The following is a 15,602-nucleotide window of genomic DNA, read 5'->3' on the forward strand; positions in this document are numbered from 1 at the left end:
GGCGAGCGCGAATCGCAGCGATGCGGACGCCGCACTGCGATGTCGGTGCTGCGATCAATGGCTGAAAATGGGTCACCCCGGCGCGAAGGCTATGGCAAGCTGCGATCACATTCGGGCGCGTCATTGACCAGCACCGCCTGAAGGCAGGATAGAAGCGTTTTCAGCGACGCAAGGTCTCGCCCGTTTTCACCATAGGCCGCAACATAGCGATAGCGGATATGTGGCTGAAACTCGCGAACCACCACACCATGGGGGCGCCAGATTTTAGCGGCAAATGGTTCGATCAGGGCAATCGCCAATCCCGCCGCTATTAGGCTATAGCCGGTGTGAGAGTTTTGGATGCCGAGATTGGACTCGAACTGGATTCCTGCGTTAACCAAGGTTTGTTTTGTTTGCTCCCAGTTGACAATGCCAACGGGCAAGATGCGGATGACATTTTCCCCTTCAAGATCGGAAGGACGGATTACTTCTTTGCGTGCCAATGCGTGATCCTCGGGCATCGCACAAACATGTGCAGCCTCCACCAGAGTTTCTTGAATGACGCCGCTAACCTCTGGAAATGAATGGGAAACACCAATATCCGCACGCATGGATTTTAAGCTGCGCGCAATTTCGGACGAGGTCACATTTTCAATACGCAGACCGACATTTGGATGTGTCTCTCTAAACGCCTTGATCGCCCTTGGCATGACATAGGTTGAAATTGAGGGAGTCGCGCAGATCGTCAGATCATCCGGCTCGCTTGCCCGGATTTGGCGGGCGGCTTTGTCAAGCTCTCCCAGGCTTACATACACCTTCTCGACACTGCGCATGAACCGCCGGGCTTCATCGGTTGGCTCCAGCCGCCCCCGTATCCGGTCGAAGAGCTTGAAAGCAAGATCGATCTCGAGATCCGAGATAAGCCGACTAATGGCTGGTTGTGAGACGGACAATGCGTCTGCCGCACCGATCGTGGTGCCGGTCAGCATGACCTGCCGAAAGGCTTCGATTTGCCTATGTTTCAATCTTCCCTCCCCAGCCAGTATATAACATTTCAGCATTAACTGATGATTTAATATGATTTGATATGATCATAGGGCTTTCGCAATCTTGTCGTCAAACCTGACGAGGAGTTGCTGATGAGCCGCGCACCCAGAATTGTCGTTGCCGGATACGGTCGCTGGATCAAAGCGGAACGAAACCCGGCCGCACAAATCGCGGAGCTGCTAAAAACCGAGAGCGTCGCGGGATGTGAGCTCACGTCGGTTGTCATTCCAGTTTCAAGTGTCGAACTGCCGGATCACGTTTGCAGCATCCTGCGCGAGGAACGTCCCGACTATTGGCTTGGCTTGGGCGTCAACACGGCTGGTACAGTGATCCAACCCGAGATGATTGGTATTAACTGGCGCCATTTTTCAGTGGCCGATGTCGACGGTGCGCAGCCGGAATGCCGCCCGATTTTTTCCGGCGGTCCCGATGCCTACAACTCGGGCCTGCCGAACCGCGAGATTGTTCAAGCACTGTGCACCGAGGGTATCCCCGCCCAAGTGTCATTTCACGCCGGCACGCATCTGTGCAACCAGATGCTCTATTCGGTGAATCATCTTAGCCGCACTCTGGATATGCCAATCCGCAGCGGTTTTATTCACGTCCCCCAAACCCCCGAGAATGTTGCGGACGCAGAAGATGAGGAACGGACCTGCGGATCCATGAGCTTGGCGATGATGGCGCAGGCCATCCGCATTGCCATCGGCGTGATCTGCGATGGGTTCACTCCCTCCACCAGCAAAGCGGCATAAAGGACATTTCGCGATGGCAACCCTATCCAAATCTACCACCGAAACCCTTCTGTCCGTTCAGAACCTGACCGTGCAATTCGGGCAGGGGGATGTTGCCGTCAAAGCGGCTGATGCGCTAACTTACACGCTGGACCGCAACAAGACCCTGGCCATCGTTGGCGAATCAGGCTCGGGAAAGTCGGTCTCATCGCTCGCGGTGCTGGGTCTGATCAAATATCTGGGCGGGCGCGTCACCAGCGGGAAAATTCTGTTCAAAAGCGATGTTCTGGGGCGCGAGGTCGATCTTTGCACCCTGGGCGAAGAGGACATGCGCACGATCCGCGGCAATGAGATCGCGATGATCTTTCAGGAGCCGATGACCTCGCTCAACCCGGTTTTCACCATCGGCTCGCAGATTGTCGAGACGTTGGTGCTGCATCAGGGCATCTCGCAACGTGCCGCCCGCCAGAAGGCAAAAGATGTGCTGGAGCTTGTGCGGCTACCAAATGCCGCCCGCTTGCTGGATTCCTATCCGCATCAGCTGTCCGGCGGGATGCGTCAACGCGCAATGATCGCCATGGCGCTGTCCTGTCAGCCTAAGATTCTGATCGCGGATGAGCCGACAACGGCGTTGGACGTGACCATTCAGGCGCAGATTCTGAATATCATTCGCGACCTTCAGGCCGAGTTTGGGACCTCGGTCATTTTCATCAGCCACGACATGGGCGTGGTTTCGGAAATGGCGGATGACGTGCTGGTGATGAAGGCCAGCAAGCGAGTCGAAATCGGCTCGGCGAAAGAGGTATTGGGTTCTCCAAAAGAGCGCTATACGCAGGCGCTGTTGGCCGCCGTCCCCAGAATTGGCAGCATGACGGGCATCGCATCGCCTAAATTGTTCGATATCCCGGGCCAGGCGCCTGCAGAAGACAGCCCAGAACCGGTCGAATTTGACAAGTCAGAGCCAATCATCGAAGTCGACAAGCTGACGACACGGTATGACATCCGGGGCGGATTGCTGAACCGGGTCACCCATAGGGTTCATGCCGCCGAACAGGTCTCTTTCAATATCCATCCCGGTGAGACGCTGGCGCTGGTGGGTGAATCCGGGTCGGGCAAGTCGACCGTAGGCAAGACCATTCAGCAATTGGTTGAGCCTGTTTCGGGCGCTGTGCGTTTTCGCGGTAAGGACATCTTTTCCCTTCCGAAAGAGGAACGCACCGCGTTTCGCCGCCAGTCGCAATATGTGTTCCAGGACCCCTACGGCTCTCTCAACCCGCGCAAAACCGTGGGGGACAGCATTCTGGAACCCGCGCTGGTCCACGAAATTGTCGGTGCAGGAAGCGAAGGGCGCGACTATGTGTGCGACCTGCTGGAAAAGGTGGGGCTGAACCCCAATCAGGTTGACCGTTATCCGCATGAGTTCTCGGGCGGGCAGCGCCAGCGTGTCTGCATCGCCCGGGCGCTGGCCTGCAAACCCAGCCTTGTCATCGCCGATGAGGCCGTTTCGGCGCTGGATGTGTCGGTGCAAGCGCAGGTTGTCAATCTGCTTATGCAATTGCAGGCCGATCAGGGCCTGGCCTATCTGTTCATTACTCACGACATGGCCGTGGTTGAGCGCGTCAGCCACCGCGTGGCGGTCATGTATCTGGGCCAGATCGTCGAGATCGGCACCCGTCAGCAGATATTTGAAAACCCCCGGCACCCCTATACGCGGCGGTTGTTATCGGCGGTTCCCGTGCTTGATCCCGGAAACCGGCCCAACCGCAAGCCGCTGGAGGGAGAGATTCCAAGCGCCACCCGCGCCGTGGGCGATGAACCTCCGATCCTGACCCTGGAAGAAGTCGGCAACGGCCATCTCGTGGCCCGTGGAACCGAAGGGTTCGAGGGGCTGCAACTGGCCTGACAGAAATCTGACATCCCGCAGGTGTCACCGCGAAAAAATCACATAACAGGAGAGATTGAATGACCTCTTATCTTGCCAAGTTTCTGGGAAGACTCCGCAGGCACGTTATTCCGCTAGCCGCAGCACTTGCCGTCGTGCCGGTTGTTGCACCCGGCCAGGCCGACGCACAGACCGTTCTGACCGTTGCCCAATCGCGCGATCCGCAGAACCTTGATCCAATCGACACTTTCCGCGTCGCCTGGGGGTCCGTCGCCAGCAATATTTTCGACGGCCTGGTGCTCCGCAATGAAGAGCTCGAGCTTGCACCGGGCCTGGCCACAAGCTGGGAGTTCCTGGACGATGACACCCGCATCCGGTTCCACCTGCGTGATGGTGTTGTGTTCCACAATGGAGAGCCCTTCAACTCCGAGGCCGTGCGATACACATTCGAGCGTCTCTTGGGGGAGGCCGGCGCCGCTGGCCCGCAGCGGGCCAACTACACCTCGATCGAGGCGATCGAAGTGGTCGATGAATACACGGTCGATTTCGTGATGAACCAGCCCGATCCGGTGCTGATTACAAAACTGTCGGGCTATGGTGCCATGATCGTGCCGCCGCAATACATCGAAGAGGTCGGCGAAGAGACCTTCGACATGCACCCTGTCGGCACCGGCCCCTTCCAGGTGGTTGAATACACGCCCACAGTTGGCCTGCATCTTGAGCGTTTCGATGGCTATTGGGACGGACAGCCCCAGGTTGATGAGGTCAATATCCGCTTCATCCCCGAGGCCGCGACCCGCATGTCGGAGCTTCTGTCTGGCGGGGTTGATATCTCGCTGGATATCGAGACGACCTCGGTCGATACGATCCGCAACAGCGCGAATGTGGACTTGGTGAGCACCGATGGGCCAAGCGTCAGTATCCTGCGGTTCCACACCAATGAGGGCATCACCCAGGATCCGCGCGTGCGGCGGGCAATCACCATGGCGATTGACCGGCCCACCATCATCGAAGCGATGCTTGGCGGTCTGGCCAGCCCCATTGCCAGCGCACAAGGTGCCGGGTCCTTTGGCTATGACCCGGCACTTGAGCCCTATCCTTTCGACCCTGAAGCCGCACGGGCGCTACTGGCCGAGGCCGGTGTCGAGCCAGGGACGCAGATCACCCTGGACATGACCAACAACAACGCGGCGTTCCGCGAGATCAGCCAGGTGATTGCGTCCTATCTGCTCAATGTCGGTCTGGAGCTGAATATCCGCAGCCATGAGACCAGCATCTACTTCAACGACATTCTGGCCAATGGGCGCACCGGTGAGATGTACCTGTTCGGCTGGGGTGGCTGGACCTTCGATTTCGACAACACCGCCTACCTGATCTACCACACGGGAGAGCGCAACAACCCCTATATCGACGATCCGGTTCTGAACGAATTGCTGGAGCTTGAACGCTCGACATATGATGTCGAAGTCCGCGAGCAGGCGCTTCGGGATGTGGCAGCCTATGCCCATGAGCACGCATTGGATCTGCCGCTCTACAACACATCCACGCTTTATGGCGTCAATCAGAGGGTGCAGGGCTTTGTTCCGGCCCCCGATTCCAGAATGCGCTACATGAACATCTCCGTCGAATGATGGGGGTCCGAGGCCGCCTTTGCCCTGCTCAAAGCGGCACATGTCGGCCTCGGACAAGGTCACCGGGCGTATCAGATCGCCTGCAGCCCCTCTATTTCCTTTGAAAAGGACAGGAGCAAACCATGCCCGTCATAAGGTTTATCACCGTGCGGCTCTTGCAAGCCATATTGGTTACGCTTGCCGTCACGCTCTTTGTCGCATTCGCCATCCGGCTGACCGGGGATCCGGTGGTCATGATGACCTCGGAATCCAGCAATGTGACCGAGGATGACCTCAACCGAATTCGTGAAGCCCTTGGCCTGAACCAGCCATTCCTTGTGCAATATTACGAGTTCATCAAAAGTCTGGTTACCGGCGACCTCGGGAATTCGTTCTTCCGTGGCCCGGTCCGTGATCTGGTTGCCGTCGCCATGCCTGCAACGCTGCTTCTGGCCGCTGCTTCGATGCTTGTCTCGATCGTGATCTCGATCCCGCTGGGCATCTATTCGGCCATCCACAAAGGCGGGTTTTCCGATCAGGTGATCCGTGTCTTGTCGCTGGTGGGGCTGTCGTTTCCCAATTTCTGGCTGGGCATCATGTTGGTGCTGCTTTTTTCCATTACGTTCCCGATCTTTCCGGCCAGCGGATATAGCGGGCTGTCTTCGCTGGTGCTGCCGGCGGTGACGATTGGCATTATTCTAACAGCCACCAATGTACGGCTGGTGCGCACGACGATGCTTGAGATCCTCTCGGCCCAATATGTCATGGTGGCGCGCGCCAAGGGACTGAGCGAGCGCAAGGTGATTTACAAACACGCGCTCAGAAACGGGGCCATTGCCCTGGTCACCTTCATGGGTTTGCAATTCGGAAACCTCATCGGTGGGCTGGTCGTGGTCGAACTGGTCTTCAACTGGCCCGGCATGGGCACGCTCTCGGTCGAAGCCATCGCTCAGCGGGACTATCCGCTGCTGCAGGCCACCGTTTCAATCCTCGCGATCATGATCGTCGGCGTGAATCTGGCGGTTGATCTGATCTACGGCCTTATTGATCCACGTATCCGGGTTGCATGACATGACTGATCAAACACAGACTATGAAACCGCAGATGGGCTTTCGCCAAAAGTATCATCGCTTTCTGAAATTCGAGTTCATTGCAGGGGTTTTGCTGACGGGCACTTTGGGCGCGCTGGTGCTGTTTTCGCCAATACTCTTCCCCGAGGGTGGGCGCACTGTTGATCTGCTTGCACGCTTGACCCCGCCGTTTCTGACGATGGAGCACCCGCTGGGCACTGACCCGCTTGGACGCGATATATTGGAGCGGGTCATACTGGGTGGCCGGGTGTCGTTCACAGTTGGTATTTTCTCAGCCGCCGGTGCTGTGGTGCTTGGCACCGTGATTGGCCTGTTGGCAGGCTATTATCGGGGGCTCTGGGACACGCTGATCATGCGCTTCGCCGATATTCAGCTGGCGCTGCCATTTATCCTGATGGCAATTACCGTGATTGCGATTGTGGGGCCTGGGATCGACCGGATCATCATTTTGATGATTGTCTCGCAATGGGTGCAATATGCCCGACTGGTGCGTAGCAGCGTATTGTCGCTGCGCGAGCGTGAATTTGTTCAGGCGGCGCGCAGCTATGGGCTACGCGATCGCAAGATCATCTTCGGGCACATCCTGCCCAACGCGTTGGGGCCGCTGATCATCCTGCTGACGCTCAACGTTGCCAACAACATCCTTTTGGAAAGCAGCCTGACCTTCCTCGGTCTGGGTGCCGATCCTCAGACCCCAACCTGGGGCGGTATGCTGTCTGAGGGGCGCAACTATATCCAGACGGCCTGGTGGGTGACGGTGTTCCCCGGCGTCACGATCATGCTGACCGTGCTGGGGCTCAACCTGCTGGGGGACTGGCTGCGCGATGAGCTGGACCCGTTGGGCCGCACCTCGCGCTGAACGGTGCCTTGTTGAAGACGCTGGCGACCGCTCACAGACCGGTCGCCAACCCATTGCGGTCAGGATGCGCAACATGGTTGAGACAGGTATGAAGTTTGATCTTGGGGAAGGGAGCCACCATGCTGCCCCTTAGGCGGGGGGATGCCGGGGATCTTTTGCAACTGATTGAGATTTGCGCGAGTGGCTTGGTTGGCTGGACATGACCAAAACGGTCGAGGATAGCCGATCCTCGATTGACAGGTGGCAGATCGAGATCGCAGAGGGGTGCGAACTGACCTGCGATGTGTTTCAGGATGGGACGTTGGCGGGGCTTTGCTGTCTGCGCAACATTACCGGTGGAAACGGCGCTACGGATATCGGTTATTGGTTGTCGACCGGTTTTAAGGGCAGGGGATCGCCACCCGCGCGGTGTGTGCGCCCTCATGTCTTATGGGTTGGACATGTTGAATCCGAAAGAAATCCAAATCTCCGTTGCCGAAGGCAACAGCAAAAGCCGCGCGACCTTGCGCCCTTTCATCACATCAGGCGGATGCAATCGCCATCACGTGAGCGGACCGATCAGATCGGTCCGCTCAAACAACTCGCTGAGATGGCCGCCTAATTCCTGTGGGATTGCTGAAAGTGCTCGGCGCGCTCAAAACTCCGCAACAGAGCCGCATCTTTTACAAGGATCAGGCCAGGCTGCTGCAGCACCAATCGCAATATTGAGATTGCAAGGCGGTGACCTGCTTTGACATTGGTGCCGCGTTCGGTCAGCCTGAAGTCAAGCCCGCCGATTTCGGAGAGAGTGTCTTTTAAACCAAGCTTTTCGGCTGCTTGCAGGATAGATGCGTCTGACGGCCTGGGGCGCAGGCCCAAGGTGATGGCGCGCCGCAGGCTTCCTTTCAGGATCAGGGGGTTTTCGGTCACAACACCAACCGACCGGCGCAGGCTGCCTGGTGTCAGCTCCGCGACATCCTTGCCGCCCAGCTTGAGCGAGAAATCCTTGGTAACAGAATTTCCTGTCAGAACATTCTCGATCTCATCCATCAAGGAAGCCGGGATAACGGCGGACTCTCCGGCAGCCAATTTCAGGGTAGGACCCTCGACGGGTGTTATCTCAATTGAATGCGGTTTCCGGCGCAGACGCGCTTTTCTGCTGCTCTTTGCGGCCAACGGGCGTTGCAACGCGCGGGTGAGGTTGCTGTGGGCCGCGCAGAACTTCGCCGCCTGGTCGGTTGAGGACATCAGGTTGCGTAGGGGGCGTATCATCAGGCCAAGCGCGGCAAGCGCAGCTGCGATTGTGCTTGTTGGAAGCCCGTTCAGGCTGCCAAGCAACATGATCGCGCTGGCCGCGAAAGCCGCTGAAAGATCTGGGATCGACTTTCTGGTTTCAGAAATACGGCGGCAAAAGCGGGCGGATTGCATCACCTCTGTGGCGCGCCGGTCCAGTATGTTCCTCTCGACCTTCCGGCGCCCCATCGCGGCGAGTTTTGGCGCAACCGGGAGGCGCTCTGTGACATCCGCAGCAAGCCGGGCGCGATGCTTGCGCAGATGGCGATGCGCGTTCAAGAGTTTGCGTTGCGTGAGGGCGAGCCAGAGGGCGGAGGGCAGGATCACACATAGCGCCACCCAGACGAATTGCACATTGAGATAGATCAGGACAGCGGTCGAGGCGGGCAACAGAATGGCCGCCTGGACCAGACGGGGTAAACCGAGGCCGGGCCAGCCTGTCAATGCCGTCAGGTCTCCAGTAAATCGCAGAATATGGTAGCCCATGCGCCTCTGGTCGAGGTCCTTTTGGTCGCTGCGGCTGGCGTGATCGAACAGGCTCAGGCGAATGTCCCTGGCGTAGTCTTGCCCCAGATGCTCGGCGAGGTTCCGGAAAATTAGCTGCATGAGAGCTGCACAAGCTCCTGCTAGGCTGACGCTCAGGATATAGAAAACGGGGAGGCCTGTTCCGGCGTGGTGGGCAATAAAGACGTTTCGCGTTGCTATGGCTACCGCAGCAAAAGCGGCGGCCTGCACCAGAGTGGAACAAATGATCCACCCTAGCAGGCGACCTCGTTGTGCGGCAAAGAGGCGGGGAGGTTTCATGCCGCTTGCGGGGCGCGACGTACCCCAGTTCTGGCCGCCAGAGTGTTCGCATAGGCCGGATCAAGCAACTGGCCCTTGGTCAGAACTTGAATGCCTGTGGCGGCCTGGGCCTCGTTCACCGCCATCGGCGAGCAAGACAACATTCCTGTTAGCGCAATCGGGCGGATCCCGTTGCGCGCCAGTTCTGCCACGCCCCCGGCCGCAGCGACGGCATCGGCGCAGGCAAACAGATACTTGGTAAATCGGGCCCTTGCCTCCGGGTCGGCCAGAAGGGCAGCGGTTTCCTGCTGGAACACCCCGTCCGCCAGCTCCATCACCGCGATATCACAGCCGCGCGTCTCTGCCTCGCCCAGCAGGGTATCAATTCCAGAAATGATCCGGGGCAGGGGTTCGAGATAGGTCGTCACCATACCCGCGTCGGTGAAATCGGCCACAAAAGACGCTCCGGCATCGACATAGGCATTGTAATCACCAAAGGCGCCGGTGCCGGTGCCCTTGAGCACCGCAGCTCTCCAGCCAGCTTGTTTCAGGCCGTGGGCCAGTGCTGCTGTGGCGGTGGTTTTCCCGGAATTCATCGAGGTGCCCACAACACAGATCACTGGTATCTGGGGTGGCGTGGTGGTCGTGGTCAGCGCAAAATCGCCGGTATTCAGGACCATGCCGTTCTGAGATGTGATACGGCCCAGAGGCTGGATGCGGGTTGGTGGCTTGATGCGTTCGTTGCGTTGGACCATGCGCCCGATGCAACCACCGCCCGCCAGCATGTCGCTACCTGCGGCGTCTAGCTCCGCCAGACCTTCGAATTGGTCGGGTGCATACCGCGCACCGCAGGGCAGAACCACGAGGTCGCCGGGGTAGAGCATCGAAGGGCGTCCGGTGGGCAGTTGAATGCGCCGATGGTTGCCAATGGACATCACCCGCCCCAGAATGAGGTCGCCGGGCATTGTCATCGATAGGTCGTGGCACAACCCCCGGGCAAGGTCCGGATCGATCCGGCGCGTTGCAAAGCACCATTTTGCGTCTTTGAAGTTACAATTTTCCATCGTTAAGCTCCTGTGAATAGGGGATTTCATGAGTTGCAAACAAGCGTGGTCAGACCCGCGCGGGCGCAGTCGGAAAAACTGTGCACGCAGTTGGGGATTTCGGTGAGAGTCAGGTCCGGGGTGATCCCGCGCGCCGTGGCCGCGTTACGGAAGGCATCGCAATAGTGACGCGCGCGCGCCAGTCGGTGACGACCCTGAACATCATCGACGTCTGGGTCTTTGCGCAGCGCCTCATCGCGATGCCGATCCTCGGTGCCCACATAGACCCGAAGCTTCAGGTCCAGGTAGTTGCGCAGTTGATTATGCGCCAGGGCAGGTACATTTGCCTTGATCTGTTTTGTTGAAGGCGCAAGACCCATCGGGAAGGCGTGTTTCAGATCGGGCAGGCAGTACCACCCGGCGGCTGCAAGGTGCAGCTCAGCAACCCGCTGCGGATAGAGCATCGCAAACCTATGCGCGAGCTGCGCGCCACCGGAATACCCAAAGACGTCAACCTGTTCGGTCGACACGAAGCCCATTTGCTGCACCAGGTCGAGCAGCGTCAGGATCGCGCGATCCGGGCGATACGCTCCGATCTGCTGAAAATGCCGCCAGTGCTTGCGGGAGAAGTGCGGCGTGATCAGGATTTGCCCTTTTGCGTCGCAGGGACCTGAGAACGCATCAGCAATGCTCTTTGCCTTACGCGAAATCCCGTGCAGGGCAAGAAGAGGGGGCAGGCCGGGGGTTGTGATTTTCGGTATGCGGATTTCGGCGGACAGGATCCGTCCACCAACAGCAACCGACAATTTGTGGACCGTCATGGGTTTGGTGACAGGCACGACATCCATAGCTGCATCAAACATTTTGAACTCCCAATTTGTGCTGTCTTGCGAGGACAACGCGGTAGCTCGGGATCTATTCCAAATTTTTTTGAGATACGGGTTCTGGCGGGCGGGAGATGCGAGGTCTTACATAAGAGAGGATGTGGAGGAGTCAGTTCACCATGACTGGCGCCGGTTCCGCCCAAAGGGTCGCTGGATACAGATCGATATCGGCCAAACCCGTCACCCGGTATTTCGGTGCGCTTGCTATATTGCATCATATTTTGGAATAAACCGGCGGGTAATCCGTTGTTGCGGTAGATGACGCGAAACAGGAGTTGCGCAATGACGGATCGGTTTCGGCAGGATTTGGTGGCAATTGTCCCAAAGCTGCGCCGTTTTGCCTTATCTTTGGCGGGCAACCAGCCCGACGCGGATGATTTGGTTCAATCCGCCTGTGTCAAGGCGCTGAAGAACGCGGCACAGTTTCGCGAAGGCACTCGGATGGACAGCTGGATGTACCGCATCATCCAGACTCTCTGGATCGATGATCGTCGGCGCAGCAAAACGCGCGGCGCTCAAGTTGATCCAGAGGTGGCGGGGTTAAGCGATGGAGGTCGCGCCGCGCGTTTGCCCGAAGATCGGATGATGCTCGACATGGCGCGCGACGCCATGGGTGCGTTGCCCGAAAAGCAGCGTATCGTGTTGTCGCTCGTTGCCATCGAGGGCTTGAGCTACAAGGAGGCATCCGACGTTCTGGAGGTGCCTGTAGGAACTGTTATGAGCCGTCTGTCGAGGGCCAGAGATGCCCTGCTGCCACAACTCGGCATGTCGAAAGGACCGATGCAATGACCGCAGAAACCGTGATGGACAAAACCCGTCTGGCCGCCTTTGCCGATGGAGCGCTTTCGCCGGAAGAGGCGGCAGAGGTGGTCTTGCATCTGGCCGATCATCCGCAGGATCAGGCCTATGTGGACAACGTGATGGCGGCAAACGAGGCCCTGTCGCAGGCATTTGCGGCGCCGCTGGATGAACCCGTACCCGAAGCGATCGAAACCACGATTCTGGGCAAGCGGCAAACCGCAGAGATCGTGCCTTTTCCCAAGCGGCCTGCTGTCTGGGTGGGGACGGCCTTGGCAGCCGCGTTGGCCCTTGCGGTTTTCACAGGCCCGTCCTTCTTCACACCGGCACAGCCGCCCAGGCTGGCCGTCGGGCCGCTCACGGGCGGATCGAGCTTGTCTGAGGCGCTGAACAGCTTGCCCTCGGGCGTTGTGTTGTCACAGGACGCGGATCGGGATCTTATGATCCTGGCGACACTTCCAATCGCCGAGGGGTTTTGCCGCGAGTTCGAGGTCATCGACCATACAGATGAGCGCATCGATCTGGGTATTGCCTGTCGGACAGTCGACACATGGATGGTCGAGGTAACGCTGTCCGAACCGCTTGCTTCATCGGGCACCGAAGATGGGTTCGTGACGGCCAGTGGCGCGGAAATGCAGGGGCTCTTGCCGTTCCTGGACCGGCTGGGGGCAGGCAGTGCGCTTGCCCCCGATGACGAAGCCGCGCTGATTGCGCGCGGCTGGACGCGTTAGCACAGGTTGCTTGTGTTCAGCAGGCCATGACCAAAGATCTCGTCATAGCCCGGTGCGCCCAGGTCTCGGGCGGAACCTATCAGCTTTGCACGGACCTGTTCGGGGGTTAGTGTTGCGTCAGTTGAGAGCATGATCGCCACCGCTGCAGTGACGAAGGGGACAGCAAAAGAGGTCCCGGATTTCAGCCTTGCGCCACGGATTGAGGTCGCCGACAACATGTTCACCCCCGGCGCGGTCAGATCTATATGCGGCCCCCGCTGCGCCTTGCGATAGACGCGCGCGCGGGCATCCACTGCAGTCACCGCAAGCACGGTGTCAAATGCCGCCGGGTATGCTGGTTCGCCTTTGGGACCTGCATTGCCTGCCGCTGCCACGACGACGATCCCGTCCTCTTGCACCAATTGCGCCACGGCCTGTTCGAGCAGGCGGTTGCCCGGTCCGGCAAGCGAAAGGTTGATCACCCGCACTCCGCGCGCTTTCAAGGCATCGAACCCTCGCAGCAGCGAAACCAGGTCCGCGCGTTCGTCGGCGCCATTGCGCGAAAACGCATCCACGGCAATGATCTCTGCCCCATGTATCAGGCCCGGAACCCGGCTTTGAGGATCGCCGGTCATAAGCGAAGCAACGGCGGTGCCATGAATGGCTTTCGAGGGCGCAAGCGACGCATCCGAAAGCTGTATCAGTTCCAGCCGGGCACCGGCCATGATTTCATGCTCCGAGTTTATCCCGGTATCGATCATACCCACCGGAACCCGCACCGAACATGTACCGCTCGCCTGTGTCAGTTGAGGCCATTCGATCATCTCCCATGCCGGGCAATTCTCGTGCAAACATGCGTGAGAGGAGGCTTCGAGCCCTTCTTTCTGTTCAAACCGGTAGTAATGATTGAAATCAGCGACATTCCCGGACGGCAGAGCACGGACCCGATCCCGTGCGGCCTCCAGCGACAGCCCCGGCGGTGTTGTCAAACGGGTCAGAACCCGGTTCAGGTTGTCAAGATTTACGGTAGCTTCGATCACGAAGCCCTCCGATACAAGCTGTGCCAGATCTTCAGCGGAGGCATCCGAGACAACAACCTCGGAGGGCGCGCGCGTCGGCAGGACAACCGGCGCACGCGGCCTTGTCGCTTGCGGAGCGGCATTGGCCGGGCGTCTTTGACCGGAGCGTGATGGCCGGTCGCCTGAGCCGCCCCTTTCGGTCCGTGAACCGGGGCTACTGCGCCGGTCATCATCGTCTCGGTCGTCATCACGATCGTCATCGCGATCATTATCCCGGTCATCGCCACCGCCGTTGTCGCCACCGTCGTCACCGCCATCGTCATCATCCGCCCAGGCCGCTGAGATGGTCGAACCCTGCCATTCGACTGGCATCGCCAATTGAACCGGTAACCAGAGGCCGAGGAGCAGAAGGACTCTCAGCGTGAATTTCTTTGGCTTTTGCATTTTGATATCTACCCAAGGTTAGTGTGGTCTGAAACGACAACGTGTCGGGCGGCGTTTTATTCCAAGCTAGGTTTCAAGGGGGGGATTGCCAAGTTGCTCACGTGAGCTTGCGCGGCGTTGGAAATGGCAGGATCAAGCCTCCATTTCAGCGGTGTCATCGTTCCAGAAGTTGAACGCTTCGGAACGCGAGCATGCGGCAGGACAGGCGCGACCTTTCAGTCGCGCTGTTCGGACCTTTGTGGGTAAGATGGTTTGCGCCCTGTATCAGGGTCATCCCGGAACCGTCGTTGAGGTTCTCATATTCCCCCTTTGGCTAAGAAATGAGGGAAGTCTTGCAGTGCTAAATTGAGCATCAAATGCGCCCAGGGCAAAAAACACCCTGGGCGCATTGCTAAAGGCTTTAGGCTCCGCGCAGGCGCTGGAACTCGTGCAGCATTTCACCGACGCGACCGCTGTATTTCGGGTCTTTGGCGGAGAAATCATCCACAACTTCGAGGGAATAGCGCTGCAAGTCTGCGATGGTGTTGTCGTCTAGTTGTGTCAACTCACCCCCCATTTCTTCCACGAACTTCTTCTTGAAGAGCATGTCGCGGTAGACGAAATGCGCGCTGGCATCCGCAGATGTCGCGCGGACGATTTCGCTGACGGTGGCCTTAAGATCGTCGCCAAGCGCATCCCATGCCTTCATGCCTGCGAAGACCTCACCATTCATGTGGCCCAGCAGATCCGGCTCGGCGATGTATTTGTTCACCTCCTGCAGGTTCATGCCCCAGCCGGTAGAGGTCGAGCCCCAATGCGCGCCCTCGGCGACGCCTGTCTGCAGCGCCTGATAAAGCTCGCCACCAGGGATTGAGACGGGCGCAGCGCCCATTTTCGTGAGCACAAGTGCCGCCGGACCCGTGGAACGCACACGCCAGCCCGAGAAATCCTCGGTCGTGCGCAGCGCCCGGTTGGAATAGAGCGTCAGGCCAGAGTAGGACACGGGTCCAATCTGGAAGATTCCCTGTTCGGCATAGGCCTCGCGGATCACGTCAAGCGCGCCCATTTCGTACATGAAGGCAGCCATCTCCTCATGGCTGGACCACGCCCCGATATGGCCGTTCAGATGGCCGGCAACGGGAATACGTCCGATCCAGTAGGCGGGGTAAATAAACGCGCTTTCCAGCAGGCCGCGGCGCACGGCGTTCAGCACTTCGCCGGTGGGCACGATGCCGTTGCTCTGAACCGGTGTGATGGTCAGTTCGCCATTGGTCGCAGCGGTGATGCGATCACAGAACTTCACGAAGACATCTTCATAATACCAGTTGCCAGTCGGCCAGTGCGTTTGCATCCGCCAGGTGACGTTCCCGGCGGCAATGGCGGGAGGGGCAGCCAGAACGGTCCCGGTCGCTGCAATGGCGGATGTGCTCAGAAAGCCGCGGCGCGAGAGTTTTTTGGTCGTATCAGTCAT

The 15,602-nt window shown here is 58.7% G+C and carries 14 protein-coding genes; 8 read left to right on the forward strand and 6 right to left on the reverse strand.

The features are described from left to right. Positions 1–89: 89 nt before the first annotated feature. Positions 90–1,040: a LysR family transcriptional regulator gene (locus tag AB1E34_RS10125; RefSeq protein WP_372572222.1), complete on the reverse strand. Its 951-nt coding sequence runs from the start codon at positions 1,038–1,040 to the stop codon at positions 90–92. Between the two features lie 78 nt (positions 1,041–1,118). Between AB1E34_RS10125 and AB1E34_RS10130 the strand changes: the two genes are divergently transcribed. The 6 genes from AB1E34_RS10130 to AB1E34_RS10155 all read left to right on the forward strand — a co-directional run bounded on the left by AB1E34_RS10130 (position 1,119) and on the right by AB1E34_RS10155 (position 7,800). Next, entirely contained in the window at positions 1,119–1,778 is a 660-nt protein-coding gene (locus AB1E34_RS10130; protein ID WP_372572223.1) for a pyroglutamyl-peptidase I, read from the forward strand. 13 nt (positions 1,779–1,791) lie between these two features. Then, positions 1,792–3,660, forward strand: a complete 1,869-nt coding sequence (locus tag AB1E34_RS10135; RefSeq protein WP_372572224.1) for an ABC transporter ATP-binding protein — start codon at positions 1,792–1,794, stop codon at positions 3,658–3,660. A 59-nt stretch (positions 3,661–3,719) separates the two neighbouring features. Then, positions 3,720–5,270 carry an ABC transporter substrate-binding protein gene (locus tag AB1E34_RS10140; RefSeq protein ID WP_372572225.1) on the forward strand — a complete coding sequence of 517 codons (1,551 nt, stop codon included), beginning with the start codon at positions 3,720–3,722 and terminating at the stop codon, positions 5,268–5,270. Between the two features lie 122 nt (positions 5,271–5,392). Further along, the gene (locus AB1E34_RS10145; protein WP_372572226.1) at positions 5,393–6,319 is read left to right on the forward strand and encodes an ABC transporter permease; all 927 of its coding nucleotides are present in this window, start codon (positions 5,393–5,395) and stop codon (positions 6,317–6,319) included. A 1-nt stretch (position 6,320) separates the two neighbouring features. Then, positions 6,321–7,199, forward strand: coding sequence for an ABC transporter permease (locus AB1E34_RS10150; RefSeq protein WP_372572227.1), 879 nt, complete (start codon positions 6,321–6,323; stop codon positions 7,197–7,199). Between the two features lie 199 nt (positions 7,200–7,398). Then, on the forward strand, positions 7,399–7,800 hold the full coding sequence (locus tag AB1E34_RS10155) for a GNAT family N-acetyltransferase (protein ID WP_372572228.1): 402 nt from the start codon (positions 7,399–7,401) through the stop codon (positions 7,798–7,800). Here the strand turns inward: AB1E34_RS10155 and AB1E34_RS10160 are convergent. From AB1E34_RS10160 to AB1E34_RS10170, 3 genes are all read right to left on the reverse strand, one after another. Next, on the reverse strand, positions 7,797–9,275 hold the full coding sequence (locus AB1E34_RS10160) for an ABC transporter transmembrane domain-containing protein (protein WP_372572229.1): 1,479 nt from the start codon (positions 9,273–9,275) through the stop codon (positions 7,797–7,799). The two genes, AB1E34_RS10155 and AB1E34_RS10160, sit on opposite strands and share 4 nt — an antisense overlap. Then, positions 9,272–10,219 carry a DUF1611 domain-containing protein gene (locus AB1E34_RS10165; protein WP_372572230.1) on the reverse strand — a complete coding sequence of 316 codons (948 nt, stop codon included), beginning with the start codon at positions 10,217–10,219 and terminating at the stop codon, positions 9,272–9,274. The genes AB1E34_RS10160 and AB1E34_RS10165 overlap by 4 nt, the downstream gene beginning before the upstream one ends. 125 nt (positions 10,220–10,344) lie before the next feature. Beyond that, complete coding sequence (locus tag AB1E34_RS10170; RefSeq protein WP_372572231.1) at positions 10,345–11,160, reverse strand: alpha/beta fold hydrolase; 816 nt, start codon at positions 11,158–11,160, stop codon at positions 10,345–10,347. Positions 11,161–11,463: 303 nt separating this feature from the next. On the opposite strand from AB1E34_RS10170, the gene AB1E34_RS10175 reads away from it, so the two are divergent. Then, on the forward strand, positions 11,464–11,970 hold the full coding sequence (locus tag AB1E34_RS10175) for an RNA polymerase sigma factor (RefSeq protein ID WP_372572232.1): 507 nt from the start codon (positions 11,464–11,466) through the stop codon (positions 11,968–11,970). After that, positions 11,967–12,710 carry an anti-sigma factor family protein gene (locus AB1E34_RS10180; RefSeq protein WP_372572233.1) on the forward strand — a complete coding sequence of 248 codons (744 nt, stop codon included), beginning with the start codon at positions 11,967–11,969 and terminating at the stop codon, positions 12,708–12,710. Before AB1E34_RS10175 ends, AB1E34_RS10180 begins: the two co-directional genes overlap by 4 nt. Here AB1E34_RS10180 and AB1E34_RS10185 read toward each other — a convergent pair. Together AB1E34_RS10185 and AB1E34_RS10190 are read right to left on the reverse strand one after the other, a co-directional pair. Next, positions 12,707–14,080 carry a S8 family serine peptidase gene (locus AB1E34_RS10185; protein ID WP_372572234.1) on the reverse strand — a complete coding sequence of 458 codons (1,374 nt, stop codon included), beginning with the start codon at positions 14,078–14,080 and terminating at the stop codon, positions 12,707–12,709. The two genes, AB1E34_RS10180 and AB1E34_RS10185, sit on opposite strands and share 4 nt — an antisense overlap. Positions 14,081–14,552: 472 nt before the next feature. Then, on the reverse strand, positions 14,553–15,602 hold the full coding sequence (locus tag AB1E34_RS10190) for a TRAP transporter substrate-binding protein (RefSeq protein WP_372572235.1): 1,050 nt from the start codon (positions 15,600–15,602) through the stop codon (positions 14,553–14,555).

The organism is Ruegeria jejuensis (assembly GCF_041537905.1).
In the GTDB taxonomy this organism is placed as follows: Bacteria; Pseudomonadota; Alphaproteobacteria; order Rhodobacterales; family Rhodobacteraceae; genus Ruegeria_C.

Coding starts and splice junctions, on each gene's coding strand:
- AB1E34_RS10150 (WP_372572227.1), top strand. CDS start 6,321: ATGACTGATCAAACACAGACTATGAAACCGCAGATGGGCTTTCGCCAA.
- AB1E34_RS10125 (WP_372572222.1), bottom strand. CDS start 1,040: ATGCTGAAATGTTATATACTGGCTGGGGAGGGAAGATTGAAACATAGG.
- AB1E34_RS10185 (WP_372572234.1), bottom strand. CDS start 14,080: ATGCCAGTCGAATGGCAGGGTTCGACCATCTCAGCGGCCTGGGCGGAT.
- AB1E34_RS10140 (WP_372572225.1), top strand. CDS start 3,720: ATGACCTCTTATCTTGCCAAGTTTCTGGGAAGACTCCGCAGGCACGTT.
- AB1E34_RS10145 (WP_372572226.1), top strand. CDS start 5,393: ATGCCCGTCATAAGGTTTATCACCGTGCGGCTCTTGCAAGCCATATTG.
- AB1E34_RS10130 (WP_372572223.1), top strand. CDS start 1,119: ATGAGCCGCGCACCCAGAATTGTCGTTGCCGGATACGGTCGCTGGATC.
- AB1E34_RS10180 (WP_372572233.1), top strand. CDS start 11,967: ATGACCGCAGAAACCGTGATGGACAAAACCCGTCTGGCCGCCTTTGCC.
- AB1E34_RS10165 (WP_372572230.1), bottom strand. CDS start 10,219: ATGCCCGGCGACCTCATTCTGGGGCGGGTGATGTCCATTGGCAACCAT.
- AB1E34_RS10135 (WP_372572224.1), top strand. CDS start 1,792: ATGGCAACCCTATCCAAATCTACCACCGAAACCCTTCTGTCCGTTCAG.
- AB1E34_RS10155 (WP_372572228.1), top strand. CDS start 7,399: ATGACCAAAACGGTCGAGGATAGCCGATCCTCGATTGACAGGTGGCAG.
- AB1E34_RS10160 (WP_372572229.1), bottom strand. CDS start 9,275: ATGAAACCTCCCCGCCTCTTTGCCGCACAACGAGGTCGCCTGCTAGGG.
- AB1E34_RS10175 (WP_372572232.1), top strand. CDS start 11,464: ATGACGGATCGGTTTCGGCAGGATTTGGTGGCAATTGTCCCAAAGCTG.
- AB1E34_RS10170 (WP_372572231.1), bottom strand. CDS start 11,160: ATGTTTGATGCAGCTATGGATGTCGTGCCTGTCACCAAACCCATGACG.
- AB1E34_RS10190 (WP_372572235.1), bottom strand. CDS start 15,602: ATGACTGATACGACCAAAAAACTCTCGCGCCGCGGCTTTCTGAGCACA.